At 48.3% G+C, this 16,549-nt stretch carries 9 protein-coding genes and 1 tRNA gene; 3 read left to right on the top strand and 7 right to left on the bottom strand.

Annotated features, from left to right (window positions below; genetic code table 11):
- Positions 1–246 precede the first annotated feature (246 nt).
- From dptH to dptF, 3 genes are read right to left on the bottom strand one after another with little or no spacing between them, the layout of a single operon-like run.
- The gene (dptH, locus tag J1778_RS20615) at positions 247–5,295 is read right to left on the bottom strand and encodes a DNA phosphorothioation-dependent restriction protein DptH (RefSeq protein ID WP_217174748.1); all 5,049 of its coding nucleotides are present in this window, start codon (positions 5,293–5,295) and stop codon (positions 247–249) included.
- The gene (dptG, locus tag J1778_RS20620) at positions 5,276–6,631 is read right to left on the bottom strand and encodes a DNA phosphorothioation-dependent restriction protein DptG (protein ID WP_217174749.1); all 1,356 of its coding nucleotides are present in this window, start codon (positions 6,629–6,631) and stop codon (positions 5,276–5,278) included. The genes dptH and dptG overlap by 20 nt, the downstream gene beginning before the upstream one ends.
- Positions 6,631–8,229: a DNA phosphorothioation-dependent restriction protein DptF gene (dptF, locus tag J1778_RS20625; RefSeq protein WP_217174750.1), complete on the bottom strand. Its 1,599-nt coding sequence runs from the start codon at positions 8,227–8,229 to the stop codon at positions 6,631–6,633. Before dptF ends, dptG begins: the two co-directional genes overlap by 1 nt.
- Positions 8,230–8,466: 237 nt before the next feature.
- On the opposite strand from dptF, the gene J1778_RS20630 reads away from it, so the two are divergent.
- Positions 8,467–9,542 (top strand): IS3 family transposase gene (locus tag J1778_RS20630; RefSeq protein ID WP_217174751.1). Its coding sequence is split into 2 segments (ribosomal slippage): positions 8,467–8,725 and positions 8,725–9,542, totalling 1,077 coding nucleotides; the frame shifts between segments, so codons are not numbered across the junction.
- Positions 9,543–9,579: 37 nt separating this feature from the next.
- Here J1778_RS20630 and J1778_RS20635 read toward each other — a convergent pair.
- Positions 9,580–10,875, bottom strand: a complete 1,296-nt coding sequence (locus tag J1778_RS20635) for a tyrosine-type recombinase/integrase (protein ID WP_217174752.1) — start codon at positions 10,873–10,875, stop codon at positions 9,580–9,582.
- 186 nt (positions 10,876–11,061) lie between these two features.
- Positions 11,062–11,146 (bottom strand) — tRNA-Leu (locus J1778_RS20640).
- 219 nt (positions 11,147–11,365) lie between these two features.
- Here J1778_RS20640 and ampH point away from each other — a divergent pair.
- Positions 11,366–12,505: a D-alanyl-D-alanine-carboxypeptidase/endopeptidase AmpH gene (ampH, locus tag J1778_RS20645; RefSeq protein WP_217174753.1), complete on the top strand. Its 1,140-nt coding sequence runs from the start codon at positions 11,366–11,368 to the stop codon at positions 12,503–12,505.
- Positions 12,506–12,582: 77 nt separating this feature from the next.
- Here ampH and lptG read toward each other — a convergent pair whose 3' ends face one another.
- Together lptG and lptF are read right to left on the bottom strand one after the other, a co-directional pair.
- A complete protein-coding gene (gene lptG, locus J1778_RS20650) occupies positions 12,583–13,653 on the bottom strand; it encodes an LPS export ABC transporter permease LptG (RefSeq protein ID WP_112289448.1) in 1,071 nt (356 codons plus the stop codon).
- On the bottom strand, positions 13,653–14,747 hold the full coding sequence (lptF, locus tag J1778_RS20655; protein WP_112289447.1) for an LPS export ABC transporter permease LptF: 1,095 nt from the start codon (positions 14,745–14,747) through the stop codon (positions 13,653–13,655). The genes lptG and lptF overlap by 1 nt, the downstream gene beginning before the upstream one ends.
- A gap of 277 nt (positions 14,748–15,024) precedes the next feature.
- Here lptF and pepA point away from each other — a divergent pair, with 277 nt between their 5' ends.
- Positions 15,025–16,536, top strand: coding sequence for a leucyl aminopeptidase (gene pepA / locus J1778_RS20660; RefSeq protein ID WP_112289446.1), 1,512 nt, complete (start codon positions 15,025–15,027; stop codon positions 16,534–16,536).
- The last annotated feature ends 13 nt before the right edge of the window (positions 16,537–16,549 follow it).

A 16,549-nucleotide genomic window follows, 5' to 3' on the forward strand; every position in this document is an offset into this window, starting at 1 on the left:
ACAAAGCATGAAAATGGCACACTAACAACGGTAATCTGTATTAGTCGCGACTTGATCTGACATATGGTAATCCCCCCGAAAAATCGATGCAGGCATAAGTAGAATTTTCTCCTAACCTGAATGCAGGGGGGATTACCAGTGCATATAACAACATCAAAGGATTATGAGGGGCCCTTTAGTCCCCTCGCCGCCAGCACGAAATTAACTAAATTTTTCAGAAAGCTAAGATCCATAGACCTACCAGGCTCAACCCTTAGAATTGTTCAGGCGGGATAACATGGAGGAAACCTTCACTTTCTTAACACTCATCTTCAACTGACCGTTATCCAAATGGTAGCCAACTGATAAACACTGTCCTTTGGATAGGTCTCCTAGTTGCTTTTCCCACTCAGCCTGCTTTGTACCTGGCATGCTCAGTTCAAGAATTTTCGCGTACGTCTTTGTCTCTGTTTTTGCTGGTGCAAAAATCAGCTTGTGACACGCCTGGAATAAACGATCTTGCTCATCTTTACGCAGCATACTTAGCGTTTGAGTCGCCAGAATTAGGGATACCCCAAACTTGCGTCCTTCCGTTAACATTTTGCCCAATGGGCTCTCCAGGCGATGATCGAGGTTCTGCACTTCATCCAATACAATAGGAATCGGTTTTTCCTTACTACCGTAACTACATGCGTAGGAGTATAGATCCCAAAGTAAAAACTCAGTACAAAGCATTGAAATATCGTGGTTAAGCGACGCAAGTTGCATAATTGTTGAGCGGTGATGTTCACTCTCAAACACATCATTCCAACTTTTATCACTGTCAGATGAAAACAAGTTAGACTTAACAAGAGGAGCCAGCTTGCTTGCAAGTGCTGGTCCTGCAGTTTCTTCCTCGTTTAGGTCATCCAACATATTCTGTAAGCTATAAGCACTACCATATCGTTGGACACCAGATTCAATCACTTCATTGAGCACTGCGATCTGGCGCTCGCCAATTGTCGAATATACCTTGTTAAAAACAGAGGCTACCCTTCCAGCCACCATATGAGGCTTCTCTTCTAGAAAAATCCCGCCAAAATCTTGCTTTTGAGCTCTAAATGGCGACATACCAAATGGCTCATTACAAAGAATATTGGATTTAGGATTTGTTCGTTCAATAAACTCCGGCTCAAGGTGATTCGGCAAGAATCCGTTTGTATAATCAATCACCAGCGACCGAATTTGAGCATCGGCCAAGCTCATCAACAAACCTTGTATACAGTAGGTCTTACCCTGCCCTGAGCTACCAAAAATGATCAGGTGACGGTTTGCTAAATCCTTGTGCCCGTACTCCCAGAAAACTTTTTCGCCGGTAAGCGTATTCTGACCAATTTCAACTCGGCATTCACTCGCATAATCTGGGGTTGGCTCTGCAGCTAACTTTGACGGCTCCTCTGTTTGGAGGTTCGGTTTTAAATCCTCTGGCTTATCGACCACAACGTCTAATGGAACGAGCGACTCTCTTTTTTTCAAAGCTGTCTGCCCCACCAACATATACTCCGCCGGCACATGGCAGATCTGTGCGATGTCCTTTTCGTTCATTAATACTTGAAGCGGGTGTTGCACCAGTGAAGGCAGCAAAGACATAGGAAGGTCAACCTTCAACACGCCATCCTGCATGTTATAGCCAGGTTCGAAACAGCTTCCGCTTTCAAGGTGGCTAACCACTAGACCTGCTGGATAGTTCTCAAGCTCCGCAATCGCGTAGTTACCGCGTAGCCACTCTTCTTTCTCTGCCAGCAGGGCTTCGAAATAGTCATTGCTGAATACGTTGTACAGACGGTATTTGTCGATTTGCATCAACACTTGGCGGATAAACAAGCCTCGGTATAGCTTCGACGCCAGTATCTCGTCGCTCAAAAGCTCTGTTAGATAGCGGCGAAGCTCATTCGCTTGCTGTACTGCTTTTTTGTAGTCTGGCGTGGAGCCTGTTTTCACTTCGACAGGAAGCAAATAAAGGTTACCCTCTTTAAAGCCCACCAGCAGTATATCATCTGAAATCGCGCCTTTTTTATATCTCTGCACATTGCGTGAGAAGTCACTGTCGGTCATTTTCAGGCCGATGTTACCCGACACGCGGATCATTTCACCAACTGAGAGCGGAACCCAGGTGATATCAGATTGGTGCACCAGACACGTCGCAAATTTATAGGCGCCGATAATGCCAGTTCGCTCTTTGCGAATGGTGTCGTTGCAAGTCAACATCTTCAGTAGCCAATCACCATTGAAGGCATTGAACTCGTTAATCTGCTTGCCGCCACTTTGTGCAACCACCCTTTCGAACAAACCACGCTGTGCCGTCACGGTTATCGCATCGTAGCTGGCTGAGCTGGTGTACTGATCAGAATAATGAATAAGCACGATACATTGATTGGCGTGGAAGAAGTCTAGCGTCACTTTCGGGTCGATGATGGTGGTCCAAATCGAGCTGTCATAAGAGCGCGCTAGCAGAGATTTAAAGTCTTCACTGACCGCAAGAGCAGGAGCATTGGCCCCCGTGTATTGTGTGCTGGGCTTAAATGCTGGTTCTATTAACGAGCCAACATACTTCGCTATTTCCAAGTGTGGTTGGTTACTATATTGAACGTTTTGCAAACCAAATGCAGTGAAGTATGAGCCTTCATCACTTTTAGAAGCGTCGCCCGTCAGCAGACCATCACACGCAATACCACTAGGCATGTCGTCAACGCTCAAGGTCGTTAACTTCACGTTGTCGTTGTTTCTGAAAAAAGACAGGTGCGAGTAGGCTTGCCCTTCGCGTTCACTTTGAGCATTGGTAAACTTGCTGTAAGTTAGCCGGGTTCGCAGAATATCGATAATGGTGTCGGCATTTTCTCGCACTTTCTCTCGGTCCAATTCCAACCAAGACTTTAATTCTTCGTAATTGAACGTTTCTGCAAACTGGTCAAATGCATTGAAAACCAGCTCATCATCGTAGAGGTTGACATGAATTGATGCCGCTTTATCGAGGTTATCTTTTACATAGTCAACCAAACCGAGGAATAACTCTTCTGCACGATCTTGATTCACGGCATTCACCAACACACTCTTCTCTGAGCCGGTAAACAAGTGGCGAAACGCTTTTTGGAACTCGTTGATCTTTTCTTTAACCAGCTTGCGAACGAACTTCAGACAACTTTTCTGGTGAGGGACACTTTTAACCCAAAACCCGTTTTCTGTTACTTGCTGGTTGTAGGCAAACCCATGCTTGGGATGATAGACATACGGAAGCAGTCCACTTGGCCCCAAGCGATTGAACGTGACAGTTGGCAAGTCAGCAAAGCTGTCATCTTTTTGCATTTCATTACAAAGATTTAAGTAGTAAGCCAACACCATTGGGTGGAATGGCGAGTAATATTCTTCACCATTCTCGCGAACCAAACCGATTTGCATCACAAGCTTTTGCTCTTTGGTAAGCATGCCACCAGTTGGGATCGCGTTGAAATAATCAAGGAATGCATCCACGGTCGCTTTCACGAGTGCCGTAAATATAGGCCCCCACGAAACCAACGAAATAGTTGTTCGTCGGCTCGCTAGATAGTCAAACAGTGCTTGGTATGCTGAGTGAAGACCGTCATCAATAGACCTTAACTGTTCCAACGCCATGCTGTTGGATTCCGCTAGGTAGACTTGCTTTTGCTGAACGAAACACTCTTCCCAACGAAGTAGGCTAATGCGCGGCTCCATGACGCGAAATTCACTATGATCGATCGCGACAACGTCTTTACTCGGATAAAGCTCGCCAAACACGTGATCGTCAAACAATTTGTGGAAGCGAGATTGGTTAAGCAGCAATGGGAAGGACAGGCTGCTTTCTACCTGTTCACCCTCAATATAAAATGTCAGGGAATTATCACCTGATTTCACCACAAAGCTGATTTCTTCTGACTCGTTGGCCAAAGATTCAAAATCGACAACACCAAATTCTGCGCGGTCAACCACTTCACCGACATCATCTAGGCTTCGGTTTGCAGTTAGCGCCGGGTTGATAACCAAGCTGTTGTCTACCGTTTTCAAGGTAAGGCGTTTTTTTGAAGGCTCAACGGCGAAAATGTTTTTGAATGCCTCGAGGTGAAACTCGCCTTTTCTGACAACCAAGCAACGGAAATTATGGTGTTCAGAGGTATTGTCACGCTTCAATGCTAGCGTGAAAAACAAAGGCTCATTGGCATAACTAGCTGCTAGAGTAGCGTTTGCCCCTTTACTAGTTAGGCGCGTGCTGATGACTTCTTGTTTGCCAAGTGCATTCGCTGGCGAGACTTTAAACTGCTCTTTTCTTAAATCGCTGATGCCAGAAAAGCTCAGTTTAAGTTCAAACTCACTTTGCCCTTCTTCCAGTGCAATAATCAAGTGACGGTCACGCAATCCTGCTTTAGTTTCTTTTGGGTAGCGACCAATCACTTGCGCATTATTGGTCTCGTCTTCACCTTCATGCTTAAGGTTCTGAATCTTATTCCTTTTGATCTCTTCTCGATAAGTTTCAAACTCCACATCTTTCCAACCATCGTCAGAAAAATGTTCTTTGATAAACCTACTACTAAAGCCTTTCAGCCTTTCTTCGAGTTGCTGACCAAAATGCTCTACTTCAAACGACAACTCTTGGTAAAGCGTACGGTTTTCTTCTAGGCGCTGTTTGATCTGTTTTTTATTGCCCGATAACTCAGCAACAAAAGGATCCTCAAACATGCCTAGCTCGCTGAAACACAGCTCGCCATCCTCAACTGCCTTGTATAAAGACTCGAAACCGAACATGGTCGCACCATCTTCCAAAATCGCGTCAAATTGGTCGTCCAAAAGGCAAAGCGAAACGTCTCGAGATTTGTCAGATTGCTCAATAAAGCCACTAAGAGCGAATTTGATGTTCCCTGGACTCCACACCTGGCCAGACTGGCCAAGATCTTCCGCCGAGTTGATGAGAGTATCTAGGCGACTATTGTGAATCACCACCAGTGCACAGCCCTTCAACGGACCTTCCTGGCTTGCTATTTCGTCACGCAAATTAGAGATGTAGTTTTCGGTAAAGCCCGTTTCACACGCATCTTCGCTATGAAGCACTGGCACCACTTTGCAGTCTTCTAGGTCTAAATAGCTCAGCGCTACACCATTGCGAGCTTCGCTCTCTCCTCCTTTTCGCGCTAAGAGCGCATCGAAAAGTCGCTGACTATTAGCATGGTCAGGAGAGTTAAACTGGTAGCGATAGCCTGCGCGGATGTTTCCTTTCGCGTGCAGTAAAAACTGCTCAACCAGAAACGATTCAAATTGTTTTGCGCACATACACTGCATCTCCACTATCACTCATGCGTTCAACGTTGCCAATTCGCTCATAGAACTTAATAAGCTCTTGTTCTGTCTGCTTATCAACAAAAATCCCTCTTTGCTGTAAGCCAATTATCAGCTCATGGAAGCGAAGCTTTTCTTCCTTACCCACCACCAGGTTAGTAAGCAAAATAATGTGGTCTTGAGTGAGTACTAACACCCGACCAGAGCGACCACGAGCTTGCACGAAGCCAGTAGCCATGTTTTCTTCAACCGCTTTAATATATTTTTTGATAGTCCCCGGACGGTCGGTTTTAGGGTCTCTGAACTGTTCTTCAGCAAGCTTCAAAGCATATTCCAACCAATCAATTGCGGTTTCTGCTTTTTCAGGTATTGCTGTTTCAAGTTTTCTGTTGTGGCGAAACATTTTTGCGTAATTTTCAATATACCCAGCTAGATCACTCCGCTCTGAACTCTTAATATCCTTTGCCAATTGCCACAAAGGTTTTTTTAATTTTTCTGGGTTTGGTTGAAGATTTTCCAGCATAGAGAGGAAGGGAAACAGCTTGAAAGACGATTCGCTAAAAAGCTTGTAACCGTGCTTTTTGATATGGATACGTTCACTGCTGGCGCGCTCATGATCCATGATGAAATACAGCGGTTTCGCGGTTGGGGCTTCACCTGTTTTCCAATCCGACAACGATAGGCTTAATTGAGCCGTGTAAGCAAAGCCATAGAATGCCAAGAAACGCTCGAACTCATCCAACAGGTATTTCGGATAACCAGTTAAAAACTCAAGGTCACGTTTAAACGCCTCTGCTATATAGGGCAAATATGGTGACTCGGTCACTTGGAAGTCCTTGTCACGATCTGACTCTGTTTTGTCTAAAAGCGTTTTAAGAAACTCCTCTTCGAGGAAGTTCAAGTTAGATTCAAATCGTTCAATTTGCTGTCCTTGAAGTAAGTTAATAAACAAGGATGCCATTCGCATGTCGCGCGTGTACTTGTTATCTTGACTCTTCTGGCTCTTAAACAACAGAAACTCAGGGGTTACCGAGAATATATTTTCATTAGTGAAATACATATCTTCAAGTACACTCCAAAATGCCTCTTCACCCAATTTGTTTTGTAAGTTGTTTTTGCAATCCGCAGTAAAATCTTGGTAATTGTACTTTTCTATTTTTTTACAAAGTAATCCACGCAGGACTAAGCCCACGACTGATGACCAGTCAAAATCATTGCCTTGCGTACGAATGGGAATGTAACTGCTCAACGTATTCTTATTTTGGAACTTATCAGCTACCGTTTGTGGCAAACCGGCCTTTATCGGTAATGTTAAATTATCGGTCGTCATTAGTGCATACCACTCACTTCAAAATAGTCACTTTCTTCTTTCACGATTTTGTAGCGCTTATCACCCTTGAGAATAAAAAAGGTCTCTTTTTGCTTAGCTACTGTCAGCATCTGTTCCAATGCTTCATCAAGTAACAAAACAGCATTTTTGTCGTGCTTGTTAGGGCGATACCCCTGCCCAATCTTGACCAAAAGCTCAAGTAGTTTGACGCTAATTGGCATTGGCTTAAGCGATTGTTCATCGACTTTCAGATACACATTGAAGGTGCCTATTTTTTCGAGTGTACTGTTTTGTATTGCTGAAAAATCGGCCTTAACTTCAAGAGACACCGCCGTTTTGTAGCCATTAAGCTCAGAAACTAAATACTCGTCTTTGTCGAGTGTTGGGGCATGACGATTACAATAGCGGTGAAGCGCTGCGATCAGCGTTTCTTTGTAGAAACTGCCAAGCAGTTTGCGCATCTTTCCTGAACCATCGAAATCACGATGTCGCATCCAGACAGATGCATAGGTTTCTACCAGATTGTTTGTGAACTCGTTTTGGATAGGCGTTACAAACTCATTGCTGAGTTCTTTGTCACCCCGAAGCAAATAGAAAAGGCGAAGAAAAGACGTTGCTTTGGTTACCTCGTAAAAACCAAGCTCGTTAATTTTAGATCTAAACGCATTGAAACGCTCATCTTCAATGCCCAGCTCATGCTGAAGCACAAACTCATCGACGGTGCGCGTGTGCAGATTACTTGGGTCAAAACCCTGTATACGGGATAACAGCTCGTTATCACTGCCTGCAAACAAGTTGTCGAACAAGTAGCCATCCGCCGCGAGCAACTGGAAAATGAAATCCAGTAACGCTCGGGCCGTGAGGAACTGATCTTTGATAAGACGGGCTTTGAGTAATAAGCCGATCAGAGATTCCTGAACTGAAGGGCGACTCAGCAGCGCATAGTTTGCCGTCAGGCGAGTATGACCTAGAGATTTGAGCTCTTTGTCATAAAGCGCATAGAAAGGATTCTCAAGCGTTTGTGCTGTCAATCTTTTTAGAAATTTTTCTGCAAAGTCTGATGCACAGCCCTCAGCATTGAAGGTGAATTTTGGATAGTCTTCAAAATCCAAGAATACGTACTGCTTTGGAATTGCTGATCGCTTACGAGAGAGAAAGTCTCTGAGCACCTTTTTGATGTCGCTATGCTCATTGGAACCTTCTTCTGCATAATTGCCGAGCATACCAACGTTAATACCCACAACAAGTGGTTTATGACTTTGCTTGAACTGGGTGAATCTTTGATCAAGAGCTTGAATGGCTGTCTGGCTTGGATTGAAGCTGTGAGTCGCATCCAAATGGAAGTCATGAGTCACTTTGTGCTTTTGGCTGTACTGCGTCAAGATCTCAGACTTGCCATCACCACTACTTCCGCATAGGAAGATGACTTGATTGGACTTAGCAGATAGGAGTGCTTTTTTAAAATCCGCTTCTATATCTGTCGTGATGTATATGTATCTCTTGAATCCAACGAGGTGATCTTGATAGTGCTCTCTCTCGGTACTGACCGCATACGGTGAAGACTTTGAGAGAATGCTGAGAGCTTGTGCAAATTTCAACGGTCATTATTCCTTGAAATAATCAATAGGTTAAATATTACTAAAAAATGCACTGTATTACTGTGATTTCAATACGAATATAGAGTGTCATCATAATGGACAAAAATCGATGAAAGAGACTGTAATTTAAATTGTGTATCTGCCTGTTTTTGATATGTTCCTCCTGTGACCTGCTCCCCGTTGATTAATACACCGCGATGTTAGTAATGTCTTCATAAGCCACATGAGGACATCCCCATGAAGAAGCGATTTTCCGACGAACAGATCATCAGTATTCTCCGCGAGGCAGAAGCCGGGGTTTCGGCCCGGGAACTCTGCCGCAAGCATGCCATTTCAGACGCCACCTTCTACACCTGGCGTAAGAAGTTCGGTGGCATGGAAGTCCCCGAAGTGAAGCGGCTCAAGTCACTTGAAGAGGAGAACGCTCGTCTCAAGAAGCTACTCGCTGAAGCCATGCTGGATAAGGAGGCGCTTCAGGTGGCCCTGGGCCGAAAGTTTTGACGACAGACCAGAAGCGGGAAGCCGTGGAAGTCATGTGTGAGACAACGGGTCTGTCGCAACGCCGTGCCTGCAGGCTGGCTGGTCTGTCACTTTCAACCTGCCGTTATTCGGCTCAGCGTCCGGCTGCTGACGCACAACTGTCTCTACGCATCACAGAGCTGGCACTTGAACGCCGCCGGTTTGGTTACCGGCGCATCTGGCAGTTATTGCGCCGGGAGGGCCTTCACGTCAACCACAAGCGCGTTTACCGCATCTATCACCTTAACGGTCTGGGTGTAAAACGCAGGCGCCGCCGTAAGGGTCTGGCGACTGAACGGCTTCCGCTTCTTCGCCCGGATGCGCCGAACCTGACATGGTCGATGGATTTTGTCATGGATGCACTTGCCAGCGGCCGCCGGATTAAGTGCCTGACCTTTATGGATGATTTCACGAAGGAGTGTCTGACGATCACCGCCGCTTTCGGGATTTCAGGTATTCAGGTCGCGCGTATTCTGGACAGCATTGCGCTGTTTCGTGGATATCCTGAGACGATAAGAACCGATCAGGGCCCGGAATTTACCTGCCGTGCGCTGGATCAATGGGCCTTTGAACATAGTGTTGAGTTGCGCTTAATCCAGCCGGGCAAGCCAACTCAGAACGGATTTATTGAGAGTTTCAACGGTCGCTTTCGGGATGAATGCCTGAATGAGCACTGGTTCAGCGATGTTCTTCATGCCCGGAAAATCATTAATGACTGGCGGCAGGATTATAACGAGTGTCGACCTCATTCATCGCTGAATTACCAGACGCCATCTGAATTTGCAGCAGGCTGACGAAACGGGAAGCATGAAGAAAAATCAACCGACATTACTAACTGAAGGTTGTATCTAATACTGGGGGCAGGTCACCATTACCCCGGTTGATCTTCGCATAGTCAAACGGCGTAATCCCTTTCTCCCGGTTCGCATCCAGAAAATCAGCCCACCACTGCAACATCAACTTGCGCTCATCCAGATGTTCCGCTTTATGGATATACGCCGCCCGCACCGAATTGCGTTCCATATGGCTCATCTGCCTTTCAACCGCATCCTTCGACCATAGCCCTGACTCAATTAACGAACTACAGGCCATTGTACGAAAGCCGTGACCGCAAACCTCAGCTTTAGTGTCATAGCCCATCACCCGGAGCGCACTGTTTACGGTATTCTCACTCATTGGCTTACACGGATCATGATCGCCAATAAAGATCAACTCATGTTCGCCACAGAACTGTTTTATCTGCTTCAGGATCGCCAGCGCCTGCTTTGAAAGCGGCACCAAATGAGGTGTACGCATTTTTGAACCGCGATGAGAATGTTTCACTCCAGGAATAGGCTCTCGTTCCGGCGGGATTGTCCACATTGACGTTTTAAAATCTATCTCTGACCAGCGAGCAAAACGCAGCTCACTGGAGCGAATAAAGATAAGCAAAGTAAGTTCTGTTGCCCAGCGGGTTAGCGGCCTGCCGGTATAGCCATCTATTTTCTCAAGTAACTCAGGGATGCGCTTTAACTCCAGTGCCGGACGATGTTGCCTGTTTCCAGAAGCAACTGCCCCAGCCATCTCCTGAGCGGGGTTATAATCAATCAATCCACTCTGCACAGCATAACGCATGATTGCTGTGGTTCGCTGTTGAAGACGGGCAGCAACCTCAAGACGTCCAGACATCTCCACGGCTTTAATAGGTGCTAATAAATCGCGAGTCTTTAATTCCGTGATATTACGCTCCCCGAGCTCTGCGAAGAGATTATCTTCCAGGCTTTTTAGCACACGATGGGCATGATCTTCAGACCACTTTTTATTGGTGCTATGCCACTCAATCGCCACCTCTTTAAAAGTATGGGCTTTTCTCTGCTCAACCTTATCACTTTTCTTTTTGTCTCCTGGATCGACGCCATTCGCCAACAGCTTACGCGCTTCGTCGCGGCGTGATCTAGCATCCGCCAATGTGATTTCAGGATATACCCCAAGTGCCAGCATCTTTTGCTTGCCGTCAAAACGGTACTGCAAACGCCAGTACTTAGAACCATTAGGATGGACGAGAAGATGCATACCGTTGCCATCGGTCAGCTTATATTGCTTATCCATTGGCTTGGCTGTTCTGACTTTGATATCTGTTAGAGCCATGCTTATCCCCTCCCTGTTGGTACAAGCATTATCGAATCGGAAATACCATCATCTGTACCAACATCTGTTGGTAGATGTACGTTGAAGTCGGTTGACCTTGAGAGAGTTAATATAGCGAGAAAGGTAGGTAAATGCTGGATTTTAGACATAAAAAAAGACCTCAGTTGAGGTCTATTTACATACTAATGGTGCCGAAGGCCGGACTCGAACCGGCACACCTTGCGGCGGTTGATTTTGAATCAACTGCGTCTACCGATTTCGCCACTTCGGCACTGAAAGTAGTATGCGGAAAACGTGGGCATTATACCCAGCCCAGCGGGTCACGCAATAGTTATCCCGTGTTGTCCGGTTTAAGTGTTGAAAAAACAGTCATACACAACAGTCTGGTGAGGATTTGCTGACAAAAATCTTCGTTTTGCCCGCGTTTTTCCGATGCCGTTTTTCAAACTTCGCATTAGTATACAAATCACGAATAGATCTTGCCCTGTTGATGGATACCAGCTTGTTGAAAAAACTCTCACTTTCGCTCCTCGCGCTGGCCTTCGCCAGTACGCCTTTATGGAGCCACGCGCAGCAAAATGCGCGTCTGGCGTCGCAGGTCGTGGATGACCATGCAGAACACATCTTTTACGGCAGTGGCGCAATGGGAATGGCGCTGGTGGTCGTTGATAATAATCAGCAGGTTTTCCGCAGTTTCGGGGAAACAAAGCCGGGTTCTGATATCCGTCCGCGTGAAGACTCCGTGGTGCGTATCGCCTCGCTGACTAAGCTCATTACCAGCGAAGTGCTGGTGAAAATGGCGCAGCAGGGAAAAGTCAGCATTAATGACCCGCTGCGTAAATATGCGCCCGCCGGTGCGCGCGTGCCTGCTTACAGCGGCACTAATCCGATTACGCTGCTGAATCTGGCTACGCACACCAGCGGCCTGCCGCGTGAGCAGCCGGGCGGCGCGGCGCATCGTGCCGTCTTCACCTGGCCGACCAAAAGCGATCGCTGGAGCTGGCTGAGTGTCGCAAAACTCACTGTGCCACCGGGTGCTCGCGCCTCTTACTCCAATCTGGCGTTTGACCTGCTTTCCGATGCCTTGTCAAAAGCGGCTAATCAGCCTTATACACAACTGCTGCGCGATCAAATCACCAAACCGCTGGGCATGATCGATACCACGCTGACGCCAAACGCCAGCCAGTGTTCGCGCCTGATGGAAGGTCTGCGTCCGAGTCCATGCATCAACACCATTGCAGCAGCGGGCAGCGGCGGGCTTTATTCCACACCTGCCGATATGGGCCGCTGGATGCGTCAGTTCCTGGGACAACGCACCACTACCGCCGATATGGCGCAGAAAATGTATTACAAACGTTCAGATCTGGTGTCGCTCAAAGGGATGGATGTGCCGGGTATGGCGGACTCGCTGGGAATGGGCTGGGTAACGATGGCACCAACGCCGTTGCTGCCGCGCATCATTCAGAAAACCGGTGGCGGCGGCGGCTTTATCACGTATGTCGCGATGGTGCCGCAGCGCGGTGTGGGCGTGTTCGTGGTGGTCACCCGCAGCGAACTGACCAAGTTTAAAAATATGAGTGATGGCGTGAACGATCTGGTCGCCGATCTGGTGCGTAATAACGAGATCTGACGTTCAGGCTGACAATCTTCAGACGTAAAAAAAGCAGGCTTATGAAGCCTGCTTTTTGTTTATCTGCACTGGGGGAGTTATCGTTTTTTCAGCAGTAAGAACATGCTGATGACGAAGAACAATCCGCTTGGTAACAGTGCGCCCAGAATCGGCGGAATGTTGTAAACCAGGCTTAACGGACCGAAGATCTGGTCAAGTACGTAGAACAGGAAACCGAAGCAAATCCCTGTTACCACACGCACGCCCATCGGCACGCTGCGCAGAGGTCCGAAGATAAATGACAGCGCCATCAGCATCATCACCGCAACAGACAGTGGCGAGAAGATTTTGCTCCACATATTCAGCTGATAACGTTTTGCTTCCTGTCCGCTCTGCTTGAGATACTTCACATAGTTGTGCAGGCCGCTGATCGACAACGCATCCGGGTCAAGCGCAACCACGCCCAGCTTGTCCGGAGTCAGGTTAGTTTTCCAGACACCGGTCAGGGTCTGAGAACCGGTGATCTGCAGGTTGTCCGTCAGGTCAGATTCATCGACCTGAGAGAGTTTCCACTCACCGCCATCGAACGTTGCCGAAGAGGCATAACGGACTGACTGCAGTTTGTTCTGATCGTTGAAGTGGTAGATGTTGACGCCTGTCAGCTCTTTCTCACCGGCTACACGTTCAATGTAGATAAAGTCATGACCGTCTTTCGCCCACAAACCGTTTTGCGTGGAAAGTAATGAACCTCCGTACATCTGCTGCGCACGGTAGTTACGGGCCATTTGTTCGCCCTGCGGCGCTACCCATTCGCCAATCGCCATTGTCAGAAGCACCAGCGGGATCGCCGTTTTCATTACGGAAGCGGCAATCTGCATACGGGTGAAACCGGAGGCTTGCATAACCACCAGTTCACTGCGCGTCGCCAGCGTACCCAGGCCAAGCAATGCGCCCAGCAACGCCGCCATCGGGAAGAAAATCTCGATATCTTTTGGCACGCTAAGCAAGGTGTATAACCCGGCACCGGCGGCGGAATATCCGCCCTGCCCGACTTTACGCAGCTGATCGACAAATTTGATGATGCCGGAGAGTGACACCAGCATGAACAACGTCATCATGATGGTGTTGAAAATAGTGCGACCAATGTAACGGTCTAATACGCCAAACATCAGGCAACTCCTCTCAGACGCGCCCGGATCTTGCGAACCGGCAAGGTATCCCACGCATTAAGCACCAATGCCAGTGCAAAGTAGAGCAGGTTCGTTCCCCACATCCAGAGGAACGGATCCAGCTTGCCTTTCGCGCCGTTAGAGCGCAGCGAGGTTTGCAGCAGGAAGAAAATCAGATACAGCAGGATTGCCGGCAGCATGCTGAGAACGCGGCCCTGACGCGGGTTAACCACGCTGAGCGGAACCACCAGCAATGCCATAATAAACACGGATACGATCAGCGTTAAACGCCAGTTCAGCTCTGCGCTGGCTTCCGGTTCGTTAGAGTTCCAGAGTTGCGTCATGGACATCTGATCTGACTGATTCGGATCAAGCTGCACCGTCTGATGGCCGATAACCGCCAGATAATCGGTGAAGTCCGTGACACGGAAATCGCGCAACAATGCGGTGCCTTCGTAACGCGTGCCTTTGTCCAGCATCACCTGTTGTGAGCCATCAGCGCGCTGAAGCATGTGGCCTTTATCTGCCACAACGACAGAAGGACGCTGATTACCGTTCGGACGCAACTGAGCCAGGAAGACGTTATGGAATTCTTTGCCTTTCACGCTGCCGACGAACAGAACCGCATTGCCGTTTTGTGCCTGCTGGAACTGGCCTTCGACCATCGCGGCCATGCTTGGGTTGGCTTTCGCCTCTGCCAGCACTTCGTCCTGATGTTTGGACGACCACGGACTCAACCAGATGGCGTTCGCGCCAGCAAAGATTGACGTAAATAGCGCCAGAACCATTGCAGCGATGACCAGTGAGCGTTTTCCGAGACCACAGGCATGCATGACCGTGATTTCACTGTCGGTATAAAGTTTCCCGAGCGTCATCAGCAGGCCAAGGAACAGGCTGAGCGGCAGAATAAGCTGCGCCATTTCCGGAACGCCAAGGCCCAGAAGAGAGAGGACTAAATTTGTTGGGATATCGCCATCAACCGCTGCTCCGAGCACTCTTACCAGCTTCTGACAGAAGAAGATAAGAAGCAAAATGAACAGAATGGCAAATTGGCTCTTGAAGGTTTCCCTAACCAGATATCTAATGATGATCACGCTTAATACGCCTGTGAAAACTTGTCTTTTTGAAGGAAAATCGCTAGTTTCATCGCTAATCCGTCATTTATTCTCATCATATGGCAACCTTCGCAGCTAAAATAGTATTACAACACCGAGAATTGGGGTGTCCTATAGGAACTTGCTTATAGCCGCCAAAATAAAAACTAACGCCGTTTAGGTTAACACAGGTCGTTAACACAATGACGGGAGAGTGTCTCCGGCGACTCATTCTAGCCGTACCTCCCGCCCTTGTCTTTAAGATTCAGGAGAGTGCATGGAGTTCAGCGTAAAAAGCGGTAGCCCGGAAAAACAACGCAGTGCCTGTATTGTAGTCGGCGTTTTCGAACCGCGCCGCCTGTCACCGATTGCCGAACAACTCGATAAAATCAGTGATGGCTACATCAGCGCCCTGCTTCGCCGTGGCGAACTTGAAGGCAAAGTGGGTCAGACCCTCTTACTGCATCATGTACCGAATATTCTTTCAGAACGCATTTTGCTGATTGGTTGCGGCAAAGAGCGCGAGCTGGATGAGCGCCAGTACAAGCAGGTGATCCAGAAAACCATCAACACCCTGAACGACACCGGTTCTATGGAAGCCGTTTGCTTCCTCACCGAACTGCACGTGAAAGGTCGTAATACTTACTGGAAAGTGCGTCAGGCAGTCGAAACCTCGAAAGAATCGCTTTATACCTTCGATCAGCTGAAAAGCAATAAAACCGAACCACGCCGTCCGCTGCGTAAAATGGTCTTCAACGTGCCAACGCGCCGTGAACTGACCAGCGGTGAGCGCGCCATTCAGCACGGTCTGGCTGTTTCTGCCGGTATTAAAGCGGCGAAAGATCTCGGTAATATGCCACCGAACATCTGTAACGCCGCTTATCTGGCGTCACAGGCCCGTCAGCTGGCAGATGCGTTCAGCACCAACATCACTACCCGCGTCATCGGCGAACAGCAGATGAAAGAGCTGGGGATGAATGCGTATCTGGCGGTAGGTCAGGGTTCGAAGAACGAATCACTGATGTCGGTGATGGAATATAAAGGAAATCCTAATCCGGACGCTAAGCCTATCGTGCTCGTCGGTAAAGGTCTGACCTTCGATTCCGGCGGCATTTCCATTAAGCCTGCGGCTGATATGGATGAAATGAAGTACGACATGTGTGGTGCTGCGGCCGTTTACGGTGCGATGCGTGTGGTCGCTGAACTCAATCTGCCGCTGAACGTAATTGGCGTGCTGGCAGGCTGTGAAAACATGCCTGGCGGTCAGGCATTCCGTCCGGGCGATATCCTGACCACCATGTCAGGCCAGACAGTGGAAGTGCTCAATACCGACGCCGAAGGCCGTCTGGTGCTGTGCGATGCGCTGACTTATGTTGAGCGTTTCGATCCTGAGCTGGTGATTGATGTTGCCACGCTGACCGGCGCTTGCGTGATTGCCCTTGGTCATCACATCACCGGTTTGCTGTCGAATCACAATCCGCTGGCGCACGAGCTGATCGGTGCATCCGAACAGGCGGGCGACCGCGCATGGCGTCTGCCGCTGGCTGATGAATATCAGGACCAGCTGGATTCCAACTTTGCGGATATGGCGAACATCGGTGGCCGTCCAGGTGGTGCTATCACCGCCGGGTGCTTCCTGTCGCGCTTTACCCGTAAATACAGCTGGGCACATCTGGACATCGCCGGTACCGCATGGCGTTCAGGTAAGAACAAAGGGGCGACCGGTCGTCCGGTTGCGCTGCTGTCACAGTTCCTGCTGAACCGCGCAGGGCTTGATGGCGATGAGTGATTCCCCGGCTAAA

Source organism: Rahnella bonaserana (genome assembly GCF_019049675.1).
In the GTDB taxonomy this organism is placed as follows: domain Bacteria; phylum Pseudomonadota; class Gammaproteobacteria; order Enterobacterales; family Enterobacteriaceae; genus Rahnella; species Rahnella bonaserana.

What these genes read in the sequence shown, in the direction of transcription:
- dptH (WP_217174748.1), bottom strand. Translation starts at nt 5,295, where the DNA reads ATGTGCGCAAAACAATTTGAATCGTTTCTGGTTGAGCAGTTTTTACTG.
- dptG (WP_217174749.1), bottom strand. Translation starts at nt 6,631, where the DNA reads ATGACGACCGATAATTTAACATTACCGATAAAGGCCGGTTTGCCACAA.
- J1778_RS20635 (WP_217174752.1), bottom strand. Translation starts at nt 10,875, where the DNA reads ATGGCTCTAACAGATATCAAAGTCAGAACAGCCAAGCCAATGGATAAG.
- ampH (WP_217174753.1), top strand. Translation starts at nt 11,366, where the DNA reads ATGGATACCAGCTTGTTGAAAAAACTCTCACTTTCGCTCCTCGCGCTG.
- lptG (WP_112289448.1), bottom strand. Translation starts at nt 13,653, where the DNA reads ATGTTTGGCGTATTAGACCGTTACATTGGTCGCACTATTTTCAACACC.
- pepA (WP_112289446.1), top strand. Translation starts at nt 15,025, where the DNA reads ATGGAGTTCAGCGTAAAAAGCGGTAGCCCGGAAAAACAACGCAGTGCC.